15 protein-coding genes are annotated in these 14,985 nt (G+C 73.8%); 7 read left to right on the forward strand and 8 right to left on the reverse strand.

The features are described from left to right. Positions 1-3: 3 nt before the first annotated feature. On the forward strand, positions 4-1,173 hold the full coding sequence (gene macS, locus ACE3QY_RS13825) for a MacS family sensor histidine kinase (protein WP_374456600.1): 1,170 nt from the start codon (positions 4-6) through the stop codon (positions 1,171-1,173). Here macS and ACE3QY_RS13830 read toward each other — a convergent pair. Further along, entirely contained in the window at positions 1,143-3,344 is a 2,202-nt protein-coding gene (locus ACE3QY_RS13830) for a spermidine synthase (protein ID WP_374456601.1), read from the reverse strand. The genes macS and ACE3QY_RS13830 overlap by 31 nt on opposite strands. An 87-nt stretch (positions 3,345-3,431) precedes the next feature. Here ACE3QY_RS13830 and ACE3QY_RS13835 point away from each other — a divergent pair, with 87 nt between their 5' ends. Together ACE3QY_RS13835 and ACE3QY_RS13840 are read left to right on the forward strand one after the other, a co-directional pair. Next, positions 3,432-3,947, forward strand: a complete 516-nt coding sequence (locus tag ACE3QY_RS13835) for a flavin reductase family protein (RefSeq protein ID WP_374456602.1) — start codon at positions 3,432-3,434, stop codon at positions 3,945-3,947. 41 nt (positions 3,948-3,988) lie between these two features. Continuing rightward, positions 3,989-4,642, forward strand: coding sequence for a response regulator (locus ACE3QY_RS13840; RefSeq protein ID WP_374456603.1), 654 nt, complete (start codon positions 3,989-3,991; stop codon positions 4,640-4,642). Between the two features lie 19 nt (positions 4,643-4,661). On the opposite strand, the gene ACE3QY_RS13845 is transcribed toward ACE3QY_RS13840, so the two are convergent. From ACE3QY_RS13845 to ACE3QY_RS13855, 3 genes are read right to left on the reverse strand one after another with little or no spacing between them, the layout of a single operon-like run. Then, positions 4,662-5,642, reverse strand: a complete 981-nt coding sequence (locus tag ACE3QY_RS13845; protein WP_374456604.1) for a hypothetical protein — start codon at positions 5,640-5,642, stop codon at positions 4,662-4,664. Next, positions 5,639-6,292 (reverse strand): class F sortase, encoded by a 654-nt coding sequence (locus ACE3QY_RS13850; protein ID WP_374456794.1) that lies wholly within the window; start codon positions 6,290-6,292, stop codon positions 5,639-5,641. Before ACE3QY_RS13850 ends, ACE3QY_RS13845 begins: the two co-directional genes overlap by 4 nt. After that, the gene (locus tag ACE3QY_RS13855) at positions 6,292-7,146 is read right to left on the reverse strand and encodes a DUF4397 domain-containing protein (RefSeq protein ID WP_374456605.1); all 855 of its coding nucleotides are present in this window, start codon (positions 7,144-7,146) and stop codon (positions 6,292-6,294) included. Before ACE3QY_RS13855 ends, ACE3QY_RS13850 begins: the two co-directional genes overlap by 1 nt. 169 nt (positions 7,147-7,315) lie before the next feature. Here ACE3QY_RS13855 and ACE3QY_RS13860 point away from each other — a divergent pair, with 169 nt between their 5' ends. Further along, positions 7,316-8,212, forward strand: a complete 897-nt coding sequence (locus tag ACE3QY_RS13860; protein WP_374456606.1) for an arylamine N-acetyltransferase — start codon at positions 7,316-7,318, stop codon at positions 8,210-8,212. Next, positions 8,209-8,670, forward strand: a complete 462-nt coding sequence (locus tag ACE3QY_RS13865; RefSeq protein ID WP_374456607.1) for an N-acetyltransferase family protein — start codon at positions 8,209-8,211, stop codon at positions 8,668-8,670. The genes ACE3QY_RS13860 and ACE3QY_RS13865 overlap by 4 nt, the downstream gene beginning before the upstream one ends. A gap of 16 nt (positions 8,671-8,686) precedes the next feature. Here the strand turns inward: ACE3QY_RS13865 and ACE3QY_RS13870 are convergent, their stop codons facing one another. Then, positions 8,687-9,061, reverse strand: coding sequence for a hypothetical protein (locus ACE3QY_RS13870; protein WP_374456608.1), 375 nt, complete (start codon positions 9,059-9,061; stop codon positions 8,687-8,689). 116 nt (positions 9,062-9,177) lie between these two features. Here ACE3QY_RS13870 and ACE3QY_RS13875 point away from each other — a divergent pair, with 116 nt between their 5' ends. Next, positions 9,178-10,071, forward strand: coding sequence for a hypothetical protein (locus ACE3QY_RS13875; protein ID WP_374456609.1), 894 nt, complete (start codon positions 9,178-9,180; stop codon positions 10,069-10,071). Here ACE3QY_RS13875 and glpK read toward each other — a convergent pair. Next, complete coding sequence (gene glpK, locus ACE3QY_RS13880; RefSeq protein WP_374456610.1) at positions 10,068-11,534, reverse strand: glycerol kinase GlpK; 1,467 nt, start codon at positions 11,532-11,534, stop codon at positions 10,068-10,070. The two genes, ACE3QY_RS13875 and glpK, sit on opposite strands and share 4 nt — an antisense overlap. Next, entirely contained in the window at positions 11,531-12,382 is an 852-nt protein-coding gene (locus ACE3QY_RS13885; protein ID WP_374456611.1) for a DUF1028 domain-containing protein, read from the reverse strand. Before ACE3QY_RS13885 ends, glpK begins: the two co-directional genes overlap by 4 nt. A gap of 22 nt (positions 12,383-12,404) precedes the next feature. Between ACE3QY_RS13885 and ACE3QY_RS13890 the strand changes: the two genes are divergently transcribed. Then, positions 12,405-13,655, forward strand: a complete 1,251-nt coding sequence (locus ACE3QY_RS13890) for an MFS transporter (RefSeq protein ID WP_374456612.1) — start codon at positions 12,405-12,407, stop codon at positions 13,653-13,655. Between the two features lie 6 nt (positions 13,656-13,661). Here the strand turns inward: ACE3QY_RS13890 and ACE3QY_RS13895 are convergent, their stop codons facing one another. Then, entirely contained in the window at positions 13,662-14,858 is a 1,197-nt protein-coding gene (locus ACE3QY_RS13895; protein WP_374456613.1) for a pyrophosphate--fructose-6-phosphate 1-phosphotransferase, read from the reverse strand. Between the last annotated feature and the right edge of the window lie 127 nt (positions 14,859-14,985).

Consider the following 14,985-nt stretch of genomic DNA (forward strand, 5'->3'; position numbering starts at 1 on the left):
GCGTTGCCGGCGTCCCGCGCGCCGACGCCCCGCGCCGACTCGGCGCTCGCCGTGGAGGACCGGCTCCACTCGGCGCTGGCGATCGTCCGCGTCGTGGTGACCGTCAACATGGTCGGGCTCAACGCCTACCGTCGCGACAACTTCGAGCACCCGACCGCCGGGCTGGCGATCGTCGTGGCGCTGGCCGTCTGGACGGTCCTCGCCATCTGGCTCTACCAGGACCGCGCCCGGCGTACGTCGCTGCTGCTGGTCGCCGACCTCGCGATCACCCTGGCCGCCATGGCGGCGACGCCCTGGGTGAAGTCCGAGGGCTTCAACGCGACCATCCCCGGCTTCTGGGTGATGGGTGCGCTGCTGGCGTGGGCGATCCACTGGCACTGGCGCGGCGGGCTGGCCGCGGCCGCCGCGATCGCGCTCTTCGACGTGGTGCCCCGCTCCGAGCTCGACCAGGGCAACTACGGCAACGTCTTCCTCGTGCTCATCGGTGGACCGGTCGTCGGCTACCTGTGCGAGTCGCTCCAGCGGATGGCGCGCGAGCGCGACGCCGCGGAGCACGCCGCCGCGGCCGCCGAGGAACGCACCCGGCTGGCCCGCGCCGTCCACGACGGCGTGCTCCAGGTCCTGGCGATGACCCAGCGCCGGGGCGCGGCGGCGGGAGGCGAGTGGGCCGAGCTCGGGCGGCTGGCGGGGGAGCAGGAGCGCAGCCTGCGCTCGCTCATCCGCCAGCAGGACACGGTGCCGGCCGGCGCGGGCGACCGGGTCGACCTGGCCGGCGCCCTGGAGGCGATGGCGACCGCCCACCCGGCGCGGGTCGAGGTCGCCACGCCGGGCACCGCGGTGCTGGTCGAGTCGCACGTCGCGACCGAGACGGTGGCCGCCGTGCGCGCCTGCCTGGACAACGTGCTGGCACACGTCGGGCCTGAGGCGACCGCGTGGATCCTCGCCCAGTCCGCCCCCGACGCGATCACCGTCTCGGTGCGCGACGACGGTCCCGGCATCGCGCCCGGCCGGCTGGAGGAGGCCGAGGCCGACGGGCGTCTCGGGGTCGTCTCCTCGATCCGGGGCCGGGTGGAGGACCTCGGGGGCACGGCCCGCGTGGAGAGCGGGTCGTGGGGCACCGAGTGGGAGCTCGTCGTCCCGGTTCAGCGCAGCACGGACAGCACGGACGAGTAGTCGTCCGACCACTCGACCGTCCGGTCGGTCGGCAGCTGCTCCCACCGCTGCTGCGCGTCGAGCGCCTCCGCGGTCTCCGCAGCGCGGGTGAGGACCACCCACTCGCTGACCGAGGCACCCGGGCCCTCGCCGCCGACGCCGACCACGGCGTGCAGGCCGAGCGCGCGGGCGTGCGCGGCCAGCACCGGCCGCAGGTCGAAGACCCGGTTGCTGATGTGGATGGCCAGGGCGCCGTCGTCGCGGACCCGGTCGAGGAACACCTCGATGCCCTCGCGGGTCAGGATGTGCACGGGGATCGAGTCGGAGCTGAACGCGTCGAGCGCGACGACGTCGTACGAGGCCGCGGGCTCCTGCTCCATCGCGAGCCGGCCGTCGCCGACCACCACGTCGACGTCGGCGCCGGAGTCGCCGAGGTAGGTGAACCACCGTGGGTCCTCGGCGATCCGCGCGACGACGGGGTCGATCTCGAAGAAGCGGATCCGTGACACGTCGGAGCCGTAGGTGGCGATGGCGCCGGCGCCCAGGCCCACGACGGCCAGGTCGTCGGGGGCGAGGGTCGCCATGACGTCGCCGAAGGGGCCGTCGGTGGCGTAGTACGTCGTCGGGGTCTGCGCCCGGTCCTCGTCGAGGAACTGCGTGCCGTGGATGGTGGTGCCGTGGAGCAGCCGGTGCTGGCCCTCGACGGCCTGCACCCGGTAGCTGCCGTAGAAGGTGCGCTCGGTGAGCAGCGAGGCCCGCTCCTGCACGACGATCACCGCGAGCGCGGCGACGAGGAGGGTGACGGTGAGCATCCCGGCGACCCGGAGGCACAGCCAGGTGATGACCGCGGCCACGACGGTCGCGCCGAGCAGCACCACGGTCTCGCCGGTGCTCAGCCCGCCGAGCGCGCGCACCGCTCCGAGCGCGAGGAGGACGGCGAGCATCGTGCCGAGCCCGGCCAGAACCCGCCGGGCGGTGACGTGGAGGGCGGGCAGGCCGATGGCGAGCACCGGCAGCAGGGCCACGGTCAGGAAGTACTCCCACACGCCGTCGAAGAGCAGCGGGGCCACGACGCCGTTGAGCAGGCCGCCCAGAGCGCCGCCGACCGAGATGACGAGGTAGAAGAGCGTCAGGTGGGCCGGGTCGGGGCGCGAGGCTGCGAGCCGCGCGTGGGCGGCGAACCCGGCGACACCCACCGCGACGACGTTCGCACCGACGACGAGGGCCACCAGCGGCGCGAGGGCCGTGCTGCCCAGGCCGGAGACGACGCCGGTGGTGACGGCGAAGGCGACGCACGGGACGACGAGCCGTGCCGAGACGCTGCGCGACGTACGGGCGAAGGCCAGCACGAAGGACGCGAGGTACGCCGCGAGGGGGAGCACCCAGAGCAGCGGCACGGCCGCGATGTCGGTCGAGAGGTGGGCGGTCGCGGCCAGCATCAGGCTGGACGGCAGGAAGGCCCACAGGCACCACAGCCCGACCTGCCGGGCCGAGGGACCCGGGGTCGTGGTCACGGCGTCCGCAGCATCCTGGCCCCGACCCCGGACGGTCAGCGCGCACGCCGCCATCAGCAGCATGAAGGCCACGAAGGCCGCCGACCACGCCGTGCGCTGCTGGGTGAGGGTGAGCAGCGGCTCGATGGCGAACGGGTAGGCCAGCAGGCCGACGAAGCTGCCGAGGTTGCTGCCGGCGAAGAGGAAGTAGGGGTCGTCCGACCGGGGGCCGCCGGACCAGGCGTACCAGCGCTGGATCAGCGGTCCCGTCGTGGAGAGCACCGCGAACGGGAGCCCGACCATCAGCAGCAGGGTCCGCAGCAGCCACAGCACGGGGCTGGCGTCCGACGGCGGCGCCGCCTCGGCCGGGAGGGCGAGCGGCAGGGCGAGGAGCGGGAGCGCCAGCAGCAGGAGGTGGGCGCGCGGCTGCCAGCGCGCGCCGAGCCGGCGCGTGGACACGTGCGCGTAGACGTAGCCGAGCAGCAGGAGCAGCTGGAACAGCAGCGAGCTGGTGCTCCAGACGGTCGCCGACCCCCCGTAGGACGGCAGGATCAGCTTGGCCGCGAGCGGCTGGATCATGAACAGCAGCGACGCGCCCAGGAACGTCGTGCAGGCGAACAGGACCGCGATCCACGCGCCGCGCTGCGGTGTCTCCGCGGCGGCACGGGGTCGGTCGGTCCTCACGGCGGTGTCGGTCACGGCGTCCCTCTCGTCGCGAAGAATCGTAGGGACGGCGCACGCCCGCCGAGGCTGAATGGCCGAACTGGTGACCGCTAGCGTGAGGTCGTGACGATCCACACCTCGCACCCGTTCCTCGAGCCGGAGGGCGACCGCGACCCCGTACGACGGCTCCGCGGGCGGCTCGGCACCACGGTCTCGCTCTGGACGGCCGGCACGGACGACCAGCGGTCCGGGCTGACGGTCTCGTCGTGGATGGTCGCCGGCGGGGAGCCCGGCCGGGCCTTGGCGCTCCTGGACCCGGACGCCGACCTGACCGAGGTGCTGCTCGCGACCGGGCGTGGGGTCGTCCAGCTGCTGGCCTGGCCGGACCGCGACCTGGCCGAGGCGTTCGCCGGGACCGCGCCGGCTCCCGGCGGCCCGTTCCGGATGGCGGAGTGGGTCGGCACAGACCACGGGCCACGGCTCGCGCACGCGACGACCTGGGCGCTGGTCTCGGTCGAGTCGGAGGCGGCCGTGGGGTGGTCGACCCTTCTCACCTGCACCCTCGACGAGGTCGTCGTGGGGGAGGACCACGACCCGCTCGTCCACCGTCGCGGACGGTTCAGCCCCCCGAGCGCGTAGCCGGTCTACGATTCCCCCATCTCTGGGACGGGGGGACTTTCATGGTGAGCGTGATGGTGGTCGACGACCACCCCATGTGGCGCGACGCGGTGGAGCGCGACCTGCGGGCGGCCGGCCACTCGGTGGTGGCGGTCGCCGCCAACGGGCGCGAGGCGATGGCCCGCTTCCCGGCAGCCGCCCCGCAGGTGGTGGTGCTCGACCTGCAGCTTCCCGACAACAGCGGCGTCCAGGTGACGAGCATGATGCTCGAGCACGACCCCACCGCGCGGGTGCTGATCCTCTCGGCCAGCGGTGAGCAGGCCGACGTCCTCGAGGCGATCAAGGCCGGGGCCACCGGCTACCTCGTGAAGTCCGCGTCCAGCGCGGAGCTCATCGACGCCGTGCAGCGCGTCGCCGAGGGCGACACCGTCTTCACGCCGGGCCTGGCCGGCCTGGTGCTGGGCGAGTTCCGGCGCATCGCGGACGGTCCGGCCGACGACCCCCGCGACCAGCTCACCGAGCGCGAGACCGAGATCCTCAAGATGGTCGCGACCGGGATGAGCTACAAGCAGATCGCGGCCCGCCTGGTCCTCTCGCACCGCACCGTCCAGAACCACGTCCAGAACACCCTGCGCAAGCTGCAGATGAACAACCGCGTCCAGCTGACCCGGTGGGCCATCGAGCACGGCCTCGACGAGGCGGACGACCCGGCCTGACGGGTCCGGAGCCGGCGGGTCACCTGATGGTCAGCGACGCGACCACCCGCTCGGAGACGCGGCGGCCGGCGAGGTCGACGTGCCACTCACCCGCGCCGTCCGGCGTACCGCACGGGACGGGGGAGACGTCCGCCGCGGGCGTGCACGCCAGCGACAGCACCTCCGGGGCCTTCACCACGCGGACCTCCCGCGCTGGGGCGCGGGAGAAGCGTGCCTCGAGCGCGGTCGCGACGGCGAGCGCCCGGCCCGGTGCCGAGTCGCTGCGCTGGAGGGCGCCGACGAGGCGGTAGCGCAGCTCGACCTCGGTGGCCCCGCCGAGGTCGTACGTCGCGTTGAAGTAGCTGATCTCCTCCCGGCCGCCGATCCGGGCGCCGTCGGCGAGCACCTCGACGCGGTCCGCGGCGAGCTGTCCGGCGCTCGTGACGCGCGGGACGTGCAGCGTCAGCCGCTCCAGCGGTTCGTCGGCCCGGATCCACTGCCGGACCTCCATCGTCCCGTCGGCGTGCACCCGCGTCTCGACGTAGCCCTCGTCGGCGGCGAGCCCCGACGGCGCCACCCACGCCCCCTCGGGTGCGGGGGATCCGTCGTCGCCCGCGCTCCACCAGTACGCCAGCGCGCCGGTCGCGATGCCCACGAGCAGGACGCCGATCAGGGCGAGCGGACGGGCCGGCCGGCGGGACCGCGACGGCGCTGCCTCCTCGTCCTCGGCCTCATCGACCTCGACGAGGTCGTCGTCGAGGTCCTCGTCGGCGTCCTCCTCTGCGCCCGCGGGCGCCGTCTCCACGACCCCGGCGCGCTGCTTCATCTCCCGCACGAAGTCGGCGGTCGTCTGCCCAGGGACCGGTGCCGGCTCGGGTTCGGGCGCGCGCGGCGTCGGGAGTGCCGGAGCGACCGGAGGCGCCTCCGGGGCGGCAGCCTGCGGCCGGGCCTCGGGATCGGTCCGTGGCGCCGGTGGCAGCACGGTGGGAAGGCGCTTCTTGTACTGCTTCCTCCTGGTCACGACTCCTCCGGCGGTCCGAGCGGGGCTGCCGTGACGACGGCCAGGTTCTGGTAGCCGCCGCGCGAGGCGTCGTAGGGCGGCGCGCAGGTGACGAGGGTGAGCCGGGCGGTGCCGGTGGCGGCGAAGATCCACGCGTCGTCGGTCAGCGAGCCCTGCGCGACCAGCCGACGCGAGCGGATCTCGAAGGTCTGCTCGAGCCCGGCGGACGCGAGCCGGACCCGGGCGCCGCGGTCGGCGGTGAGCAGCTCGGCGAACGGTCCCAGGCCCTGGGCGCGCGAGTCGACGTGCGCCGCGACGAGGATCGACCCGAACGGGTCGCCCAGCCGCGACCCACCGCGCCACCACCCGGCCACGTCGACGTCGTCGGGCACGGCCAGCAGGCCCTCGCTCGTCGTGCCCACCGCGCTGATGCGGACGCGCCGTCCGCTCGGCAGGGTGGCCTTCTCGGGAGGCTCTGCCTCGAGCACCGACCGCGCGCGGCGGGCCGGGGAGACCGAACCGGTCGAGGTGGTGTGGGCGGCCGCTGCCGGCGACGACGGCGCGGGGACCGGTTCGTCCGAGGATCCGGACGAGCCCGTCACCGCGCAGCCCCATGTCGTCGCCAGCAGCATGGCGGTCGCCACCGTTCCCCGCACCGGTCGGGTGCGCATCACGCCGGCGGCGTGGCACCGCCCGGCCGCGAGCGTCGTCGTACGAGCACGGCTCCCGCGGCCACGAGCACCCCCAGCGCGGAGAGGACGAGGGCGGCGCCGGCGGCGCCGGAGTCGTCGCCGAAGGTGGTCACCGGCTCCTCGACGAGCCCGGCCGAGCCGGTGTCGATGCGCGAGGGCCGGACGCTGCCGTCGGAGGAGAGGTCCGCGACGTGGGCGATGACGTTCATCGAGCCGTCGCGCGGGTTGCCGTAGGCGTAGATCATCGAGAGCGTCTCGGGCTCCAGCGACACGTCGAGCGGGCCGAGGATCGGGTCCTCGGTCGTGCCGGAGGGCAGCAGGGACACCGAGATCGTGCCCGCCGGGACGTCGGCGTCGGCGAACTCGCCGTTGGCGATGTTGGTGAAGACGGTCTCGCCGTCGACCTCCACGTCGGCGGGCGCGACGGTCGCGGTGTGGGCGAGCAGCACCCGGGCCTTGTCGGGTCCGATGGCGCCGGTCGGGGCGGCGTACGAGTGCACCACCGGGTCGCCGCCGACGTCGGCCGGCAGGTGCAGCACCACGTCGCTGGCTGCACCGGCCTCGACCGAGAGGCTGGAGTCGACGGCCACGTCCCCGCCGCCGAACGAGACGTCGTGGTCGCCCGGCGTGAGCTCGAACGGCCCGAGCACGTCGCCGACGGCGGCACCCGAGGCGACCGACCGGCCGTGGATGCTGACGTCGACGGTCGCCCCGGGCACGGCCTGGACGACTGTGACCAGCGCCGGGTTGGGCGCAGCGCTGCCGGCCTGGACCGGCACGAGCGCGAGCGTCGCGAGCGACGCGACGAGGAACGGCGGAAGAAGACGACGCACGTGGATGCCCCCCCGGTGGACGATCCCGTTCGGGAACCGGGCTTCACCTGAACACCGCGGGATCGGGCGACTCAACCCCAAAATCGGGGAGGCCGACCGGGTGTCCCACCCCTGCGGGTACGTTCGTGCTCTCCCCGGCAACGGCGGCGGAACAGGAGGGTGTCAAGGGATGGCTGACGGGACCACGGTGGTCGAGCAGTACCTGGCGCGGCTGGGCCTGGCGGACCGTCCGGCGGCGACCTTGGAGGGGCTGCGACAGGTGCACCGCGCGCACGTCGCGCGGATCCCCTACGACAACCTCTCGATCATGCTGGGACGTCCGGATGCGGTGGCTCCGGAGGCCGGTGTCGCGCGGGCCGCGTCCGGGGGTCGACTGGGCTACTGCTTCCAGCAGAACGGCGCCTTCGGGTGGCTGCTGGCGGAGCTCGGGTTCGCGGTCAGCCGGCGGCACGGCCACGTCTGGGCCCGGCCCGACGACCAGCTCGGCACCCAGCTCAACCACCTGGTGCTGGTCGTCTCGGGCCTGCCGACCGACGACAACCCGGGTGGTCACTGGTGGGCCGACGCCGGCCTGGGGGAGGGCTTCGCGGAGCCGCTGCCGCTGGTGCGCGGCGACCACGACGTCGACGGCTGGAGCTTCGGCATCGGCGCGGGGTTCGGCGCGCAGGCCGCGGGCCGGCCCACCGGCCCGGCCGCCTGGACCTACCGTCACCTTCCCGGAGGGGTGCTGGGCGGGATCGTGGTCACCTCGCGCGACCACTCGGAGGCGGCGATCGACGCCTCGCACGAGCAGCTCAGCCGCAGCGAGACCTCGCCCTTCCGCCGCATGGTGGTGGCCCAGCGCATCGACGGTCCCCGCCTGCGGACCGTGCGCGGGCTCGTGCACCAGGTGCTCACCCCGTCCTCCCGCGACCAGCGCGACCTGACGTCGTACGACGAGTGGCGGGCGGCGCTGGTCGACGACCTGCTGCTGCCGGTCGACGACGTCGACGACCACGAGTGGACGGCGCTGTGGGACCGCGCCCTGGCCGGCCACCGCGCCTGGGTCGAGGCGGGCCGGCCGTGACCCCACGACACGCGTGGCGCCGGGCCACCCGCGACGACGCGCTCGCGCTCCGCGACCTGGAGCGGACAGCCAGCCAGACCGGCCTCGCCCACGTCTTCGGCGACCTGCCCTACCCCGACGACGACGTCCTCGCCCGCTGGGTGCTGCTGCTCGACGACCCGGAGGTGGCGGTCGACGTGGTGGAGGACGAGCAGGGTCTCGTCGTGCTCGCCGCCCACGACGGCAGCACGCTGCGGCACCTGGCCGTTCGCCCCGACCACTGGAGTGCGGGCCTGGGGCGCGAAGGCTTCGCCCGCGCCGAGGCCGCGGGCGCGCAGCGGTTGTGGGTGCTGGAGGCCAACGCGAGGGCCAGGCGGCTCTACGAGGCGCTCGGCTGGACGCCCACCGGTGTCACCCAGGAGTGCCCGTGGCCCCCGTTCCCGACCGAGGTGGAGTACGCCGCCCCGGCGGCCGACTAACAGGAGACCCCGCTCCTCAGTCCCGCCACCAGTCCAGCACGGACTGGCCGGGAGGGGAGAGGAGGAAGGCCACGAAGGCGAGGGCGCCGACGACCGCGGCCAGGTGGAGCCGTCGCGTGGTGTCGTCCATCCGCTGGCCGCGGAGCAGGGACAGCGTGCTCGCCGCGCCCGCAAGACCGACGGCGGCCGGGCAGAGGACCACTGCCAGCGGCCCGCCCGCACGCCACAGGACGTCGGTGCCCGGCGGCGGTGCGAATCCCGGGACGGCGTAGGGGAGCAGGACGAGCACCGCGAACCCGACGACGGCCGCCGCCACGGTGCCGAGCGCGACTCGCGCGTCCGACTTCCGCACCGGGTCCACGACACCTCTCGTCGGAGTCGCACTGCTCATCGCGCAAGGATGACGGAGTCGTGGCCGGTCCACAATCGTCCCCGCGCGGGCCCGCGCGCCGCCGGACGACCCGGGAGTCCCGCCGGCTGACGGCTCCGCGCACCTAGGATCGCGGCATGGCCGACCCGCTGCTCGAGATCGCCGACGAGCTCTACGCCCTGCCGCTGGCCGACTTCACGCCGGCCCGCGACGCGCTGGTGAAGGAGCACAAGGCCGACAAGGCGCTCGCGGGGTCGATCAAGGGGCTGCGCAAGTCCTCGCTCGCCGCGTGGGTCGTCAACCTGCTGGTCCGTCGCGACCCGGACCAGGTCGACCAGGTCCTCGCCGTCGGTGCCGCACTGCGCGAGGCGCAGGAGAACCTCGACGCCGCCCAGCTGCGGGAGTTCACCAAGCAACGCCGCCAGCTCACCGCCTCGGTGACGACCTCGGCGCGGCGGATGGCCCGCGAGGAGGGCGTCAAGGTGACCCAGTCGGTCGCCGACCAGATCGAGGCGACGTTGACCGCGGCGATGCTCGAGCCGGACGCCGCGAAGGCGGTGCGCAGCGGGATGCTCGTGGCCGCGCTGGAGGCCACGGGTCTCGGTGACCTCGACCTCAGCGGAGCCGTGGCCCTGCCCGCCGCGCTCGGCTTCAGCGCGAAGGCGCGGCCGGCGGCACCTCCGGAGCCCACCGAGCGGCCCCAGCTGCACGTCGTACCCGACCCGGACGCCGACGCCAAGGCGCGAGCGGCCGCCGACGAGCGGCTCGCCGACGCGCGCGGCGTGCTGTCCGAGGCCGAGAAGGAGCACCGCGCGGCGCGCCGCTCGGTGGAGAAGCTGCAGGCGAAGACCCTCCAGCTCCAGTCCGAGATCGACGAGCTGCGCAGCCGGATCGTCGGCCTCGAGTCGGACCTCGAGGAGGTCGATGACGAGCTCGGGGAGGCCGAGGCGGCCCAGGTCGAGGCCGAGGAGGCGGTCGACGAGGCCCGCGCCGAGGTGGACGACGCGAAGGCCGCCCGCGAGAAGCTCTAGCCCCAGCCCTTGGCTCGCTCGACCGCGTCGCTCCACCGGGCGTACGACGCGTCGAGGACCGCGCGGTCGCCGCCGGGCTCGAAGCGCCGGTCCAGTGCCCAGGTCTGGCGCAGCTCGTCGGCCGACGACCAGACGCCGGTGCCGAGTCCGGCGAGGAACGCCGCGCCCAGCGCGGTGGTCTCCACGATCTCGGGCCGCTCGACCGCACGGCCGACCTGGTCGGCCTGGAACTGGCAGAGCAGGTCGTTGGCCGCCGCGCCGCCGTCGACGCGCAACGTGGACAGCTCGGGCAGCGTCTCGAGCACGTCGCGCACCTCGAAGGCGATCGCCTCCAGCGTCGCCCGCACGAGGTGGGCGCGGGTGGTGCCCCGGGTGATGCCGATGATCATGCCGCGCGCGTGCGGGTCCCAGTGCGGGGCGCCGAGGCCGGTGAGGGCGGGCACGAAGACCACGCCGTCGGTGTCGTCGACGGTCGAGGCGATGGCCGCGGTCTCGGCCGCGCTGCCGACGATCTGGAGGCCGTCGCGCAGCCACTGGACCGCGGACCCGGTGACGAAGATCGCGCCCTCGAGGGCGTACGTCATCTCGCCGTCGGGCGAGCGCCACGCCGCCGTCGAGAGCAGCCCGGCGTCGCTTCGGACGACGGAGGAGCCGGTGTTGGTCAGGATGAACGAGCCCGTGCCGTAGGTGCACTTGGACTCGCCCTCGTCGAAGCAGGTCTGCCCGAAGAGGGCGGACTGCTGGTCGCCGGCGATGCCGGCGATCGGCAGGGACAGGCCGAGGAACACCTTCGGGTCGGTCGGGGCGACCTCGCCCCAGTTGGGCACCAGGTCGGGCAGCGCGTCGCGGGGCACGCCGAAGAGCTCGCACAGCTCGTCGGACCAGTCCCCGGCCTCGAGGTCGAAGAGCAGCGTGCGGCAGGCGTTGGACACGTCGGTGACGTGCCAGGTGCCGCGGGTCATCCGGGCGATCAGGTAGGAGTCGACGGTGCCGACGGCGTACCGCCCCGACTCCACGAGCGCCCACGTGTGCGGCTCCTGCTCGGCCAGCCAGGTCAGCTTGGTGCCGGAGAAGTAGGGGTCCAGGCGCAGGCCGGTGAGCTCGGTGACGCGGTCCTCGTGGCCGTCGGCGCGCAGCCGGTCGCAGATGTCGGCCGTGCGCCGGTCCTGCCACACGATGGCGCGGCGCGGGGACCCGAGGGTCTCGCGGTCCCAGAGCACGATCGTCTCGCGCTGGTTGGTGATCCCGAGCGCGGTGAGCTCGGACTGGTCGACCTTGCCGAGCACCTCGCGGGTCGCCTCGAGGGTGGCCTGCCAGATCTCCTCGGGGGAGTGCTCCACCCAGCCCGGGTGCGGGAAGTGCTGCCGGAACTCCTGGTAGCCCTTGGCCTGGATCCGGCCGTCCTCGGTCACGACGACCGCCGTCACGCCGGTGGTGCCGGCGTCGATCGCCAGGACGCTCACGACCGCTCCTCGGCTCCGCCACCGCGGATGATCTCGAGGATGCGGCGGTCGATCCACGCCGGACGGGCGCCGGAGTCGACGCGCATCTCGTAGTTCTCCGAGCCGACCCACATGTGGAAGCTGTCCTTGCCCTCGGCCTTGGCGAGCGCCTCCAGCTCCATCATCAGCGCGTCGTCGATCGGCACCTGCTCCTCGGGGGTCGAGGCGGTCAGGTAGAGCTCGTTGAGGTCGACCAGCCGGGCGAGCTCGGTCACCGGGTCGGCGTGGTCGTCGACGCGGAGGTCGACCGCGACGTCGTCGTGCCCGCCGTAGCCCGCGCCGTCACGCACGACGAGCAGGGCCGCCGACTGCCGTCCGCGGCTGTCGCCCCCGGCGTCGTCACCGGCCGCGAGCGCGGCGAGCAGCCGCCGCTCGACCGACCGGCCCTCGGACTGCTGCCAGGCCCGCTCCATCGCCTCCACGACCTCAGGGCCGGTGAGGATGTTGCCCTGGATCGCGTAGCCGCCGCGCTCACCGCTGCGGCCGGTCACCCCGCCGGCCCAGGCGAAGCACTCCGAGCCGGTCCACGTGGCGGCGTTGCCGTCCGAGTCGACGACCCCGACCTGCCGGTGCTCGCGCCCGTCGTCCTCCTCCACGAGCCGGTCGAGCGCCACCTGCGCGGTCGCGCCGTCGTCGAGGTGGGCGAGGCCGAGGTACTTGAACGCCAGGTTGGCGTCGGCCTGCGTGGCGATCGCGCCCACGCCGGCCGCGGCGGCGGGGACGGCCGACCCCACGGCCAGGAACTTCGAGGCGACGGCCACGCCCCACGACTCACCGTCGTCGGAGCGGGCCACGATGGAGAACGTCATGACTCGACCCTAGTGTGATGCCGTGCTGACCCGTCTCGGATTCCCTCACGTGGGGGAGCACCGCCGCTTCGTGACCGCGATCGTCGCGGACACCGTCGGCAGTGGGCTGTTCATGCCCATCACGCTGCTCTACTTCCTCGCCATGACCGACCTGTCGCTGGTGCAGATCGGCTCCGCGCTCTCGCTCTCCGCAGTGCTCACGATGCCCGGCGCGTTCGTGATCGGCAGCCTGGTCGACCGGTTCGGCCCGCGCCGCATGATGCTGATCGGCAACCTGGTCCAGGCGCTCGGCATGGTGGCGTACCTGTGGGCCGACTCGCTCGTCGCCGTGGCGCTCTGGACGACCCTGCTCAACATCGGTCGCCAGTCGTTCTGGGGCTCCTTCGGCAACGTCGTGACCGCCATCTCCGCGCCCGGCGAGCGGGAGCTGTGGTTCGGCTTCCTCCAGGCGGTGCGCAACCTCGGCTACTCCGTCGGCGGCGTGCTCGCCGGCATCGCCCTGCAGATCGGCACCGACGTCGCCTACGCGTCGGTGGTGGTGATCAACGCGGTCACCTTCGTCCTCGCCTTCTTCCTGCTGCTCGACGTCCCCGACCACCGCGTCGTCGCGCCGGACGACGCGCCGCTCGAGGGCTGGGGCGCGGTGTTCCGCGACGGTCCCTACCTCCGCCTGGTCGCCGGCCAGATGGGCTTTGTCGTCGGGATGATGGTCCTCAACTTCGCGCTGCCGGTCTACGTCGCCGAGACCATCGACCTTCCGGGGTGGGTGGTCGGGGCGATCTTCACCGTGAACACCGCTCTCGTCGGTCTGGGCCAGGGCCTCGTCGTACGCCGCATGACCGGGCAGGTCCGTGCCCGGATGATGGGGCTCGCCCAGCTGGTCTTCGTGACGAGCTACCTGATGTTCGTCGCGGCCGGCTGGCTCCCGCTGTGGCTCGCCGTGGCGGTCATGCTCATCGGCGCCGCCGTCTACACCGGGGGAGAGCTCGCCGGCGGCCCGGTCTTCAGCGCGACCGCCGCCGAGGCGGCCCCCGACCACCTCCGCGGGCGCTACCTCGGACTGTTCCAGCTCAGCTGGGGCGTCGGGGGAGCCGTCACGCCGGTGGCCTTCACCTGGCTCCTCGCCCACGGCGCGACCACCGTGTGGTGGGTGCTCATCGCGATCGCCTTCGCCAGCGCGGCGTACCTCCAGACCCTGCCCCGCATCCTCCCCGCCGCCGGGCTCCGCGTGACCAACCGGGCGGAGCCCCAGGACGCCGCCGGGAGCGGCTGACCGGCGTCAGGACTGGCCGATGCCCGCGAGCAGGTCGGTGAACCAGCCCTGGGTCGCGTCGAACGGCTTGTGGCCGGCGATGCGCTCGAACTCGATGGCGCGCAGCTCGTCGTCGCGGTCCTCGTCGTGCCCGATCACGCCGGGCGTGCCGTCGAGCGCGCACGCCACGGCGAGCTCCGCCATCTCACGGATCAGCGCCTTGTCCGTCTCGTTGGCCGGCGCCGAGCGGGAGAAGTAGCCGGACTTCTGCACCATCCGCTTCTCGGCCCCGATCGCCTCGGAGAACCGGTCGGCGAAGTAGCGACCCGGGTTGATCGTGTCGATCTTGACGTGGCCGAAGGGGTCGCGGCCGACGGTCTCGCCCGCGGCCTCGAGGTCGGCCACGATGTCGTCGATGCCTGCGCCCTCGGCGAGGAAGATGTTGACGCAGCCGATCTCGTCCATCACCGCGCGCAGCCGCTCGGCCTCGGCGCCGAGGTCGATGCCGAGCTCGGGGACGTACACCGCGTGGATCGCCCAGCGCCGCGGGTCGAGCCCGATGCCGGGCAGCCACTCCTGCTCGGCGTGCCAGTCCATGTAGTCACGGGCCGCGGCGGCGGTCAGCCAGCCGCTCGCCCGGCCCATCACCTCGTGCACGATGAGCATGCGTGGGTTGGAGCCGTGCTCGGCGAGCACGTTCTGCGCGAACCGTGACGCCTGCTGCGCCGCGGTCTGCGCCCCCAGGCTCTGTCGGATCGGCACGATGTCGTTGTCGATGGTCTTGGGCAGCCCCACGACGGTGAGCTCGGAGCCCTGGGTCCGGAGGTACGCCGCCAGGTCGGCCGCGGCGGTGTTGGTGTCGTCGCCGCCGATGGTGTGCAGGACGTCGACGCCGTCGGCCTGCAGGCGCGCGGCGGCGACCTCGAGGGCCGTCTGGCCCTCGCCGATCAGGCCGCGGCGCCGGCAGTCGTCGTCGTTGGTCAGCTTGACCCGGCTGTTGCCGATCGGGCTGCCGCCGTAGCAGTGCAGCAGGCTCGCCCCGGCGCGCTCCTCGGGCCCGATGACGAGGCTGTTACCGGTGAGCAGGCCGTGGTAGCCGTGCTTGTAGGCCATCAGCTCGATGGAGGGATCGGCGGCGTCGTAGGACTCGATGAGGGCACCCACGGCGGAGGACAGGCAGGGGGCGTACCCACCGGCCGTCAGGAGCGCGACACGCTTCGGCATGGGCAGCAGGGTAGTTAGAACGATCTAAGTCGGGAAGGCCGACGGGCCGTCGGACACGAGCCGGGATCGGCCGACACGGCGTACCCCTTCGAGGCACGGTGGTTGCCTCTCCCGGCACGCAGGCGTC

The organism is Nocardioides sp. (assembly GCF_041913365.1).
GTDB lineage: Bacteria > Actinomycetota > Actinomycetes > Propionibacteriales > Nocardioidaceae > Nocardioides.

Bases quoted from the DNA above. Each gene is read 5' to 3' on its own strand.
- ACE3QY_RS13840 (WP_374456603.1), top strand. From the start codon at position 3,989: ATGGTGAGCGTGATGGTGGTCGACGACCACCCCATGTGGCGCGACGCG.
- ACE3QY_RS13895 (WP_374456613.1), bottom strand. From the start codon at position 14,858: ATGCCGAAGCGTGTCGCGCTCCTGACGGCCGGTGGGTACGCCCCCTGC.
- ACE3QY_RS13875 (WP_374456609.1), top strand. From the start codon at position 9,178: ATGGCCGACCCGCTGCTCGAGATCGCCGACGAGCTCTACGCCCTGCCG.
- ACE3QY_RS13850 (WP_374456794.1), bottom strand. From the start codon at position 6,292: ATGCGCACCCGACCGGTGCGGGGAACGGTGGCGACCGCCATGCTGCTG.
- ACE3QY_RS13860 (WP_374456606.1), top strand. From the start codon at position 7,316: ATGGCTGACGGGACCACGGTGGTCGAGCAGTACCTGGCGCGGCTGGGC.
- ACE3QY_RS13885 (WP_374456611.1), bottom strand. From the start codon at position 12,382: ATGACGTTCTCCATCGTGGCCCGCTCCGACGACGGTGAGTCGTGGGGC.
- ACE3QY_RS13870 (WP_374456608.1), bottom strand. From the start codon at position 9,061: ATGAGCAGTGCGACTCCGACGAGAGGTGTCGTGGACCCGGTGCGGAAG.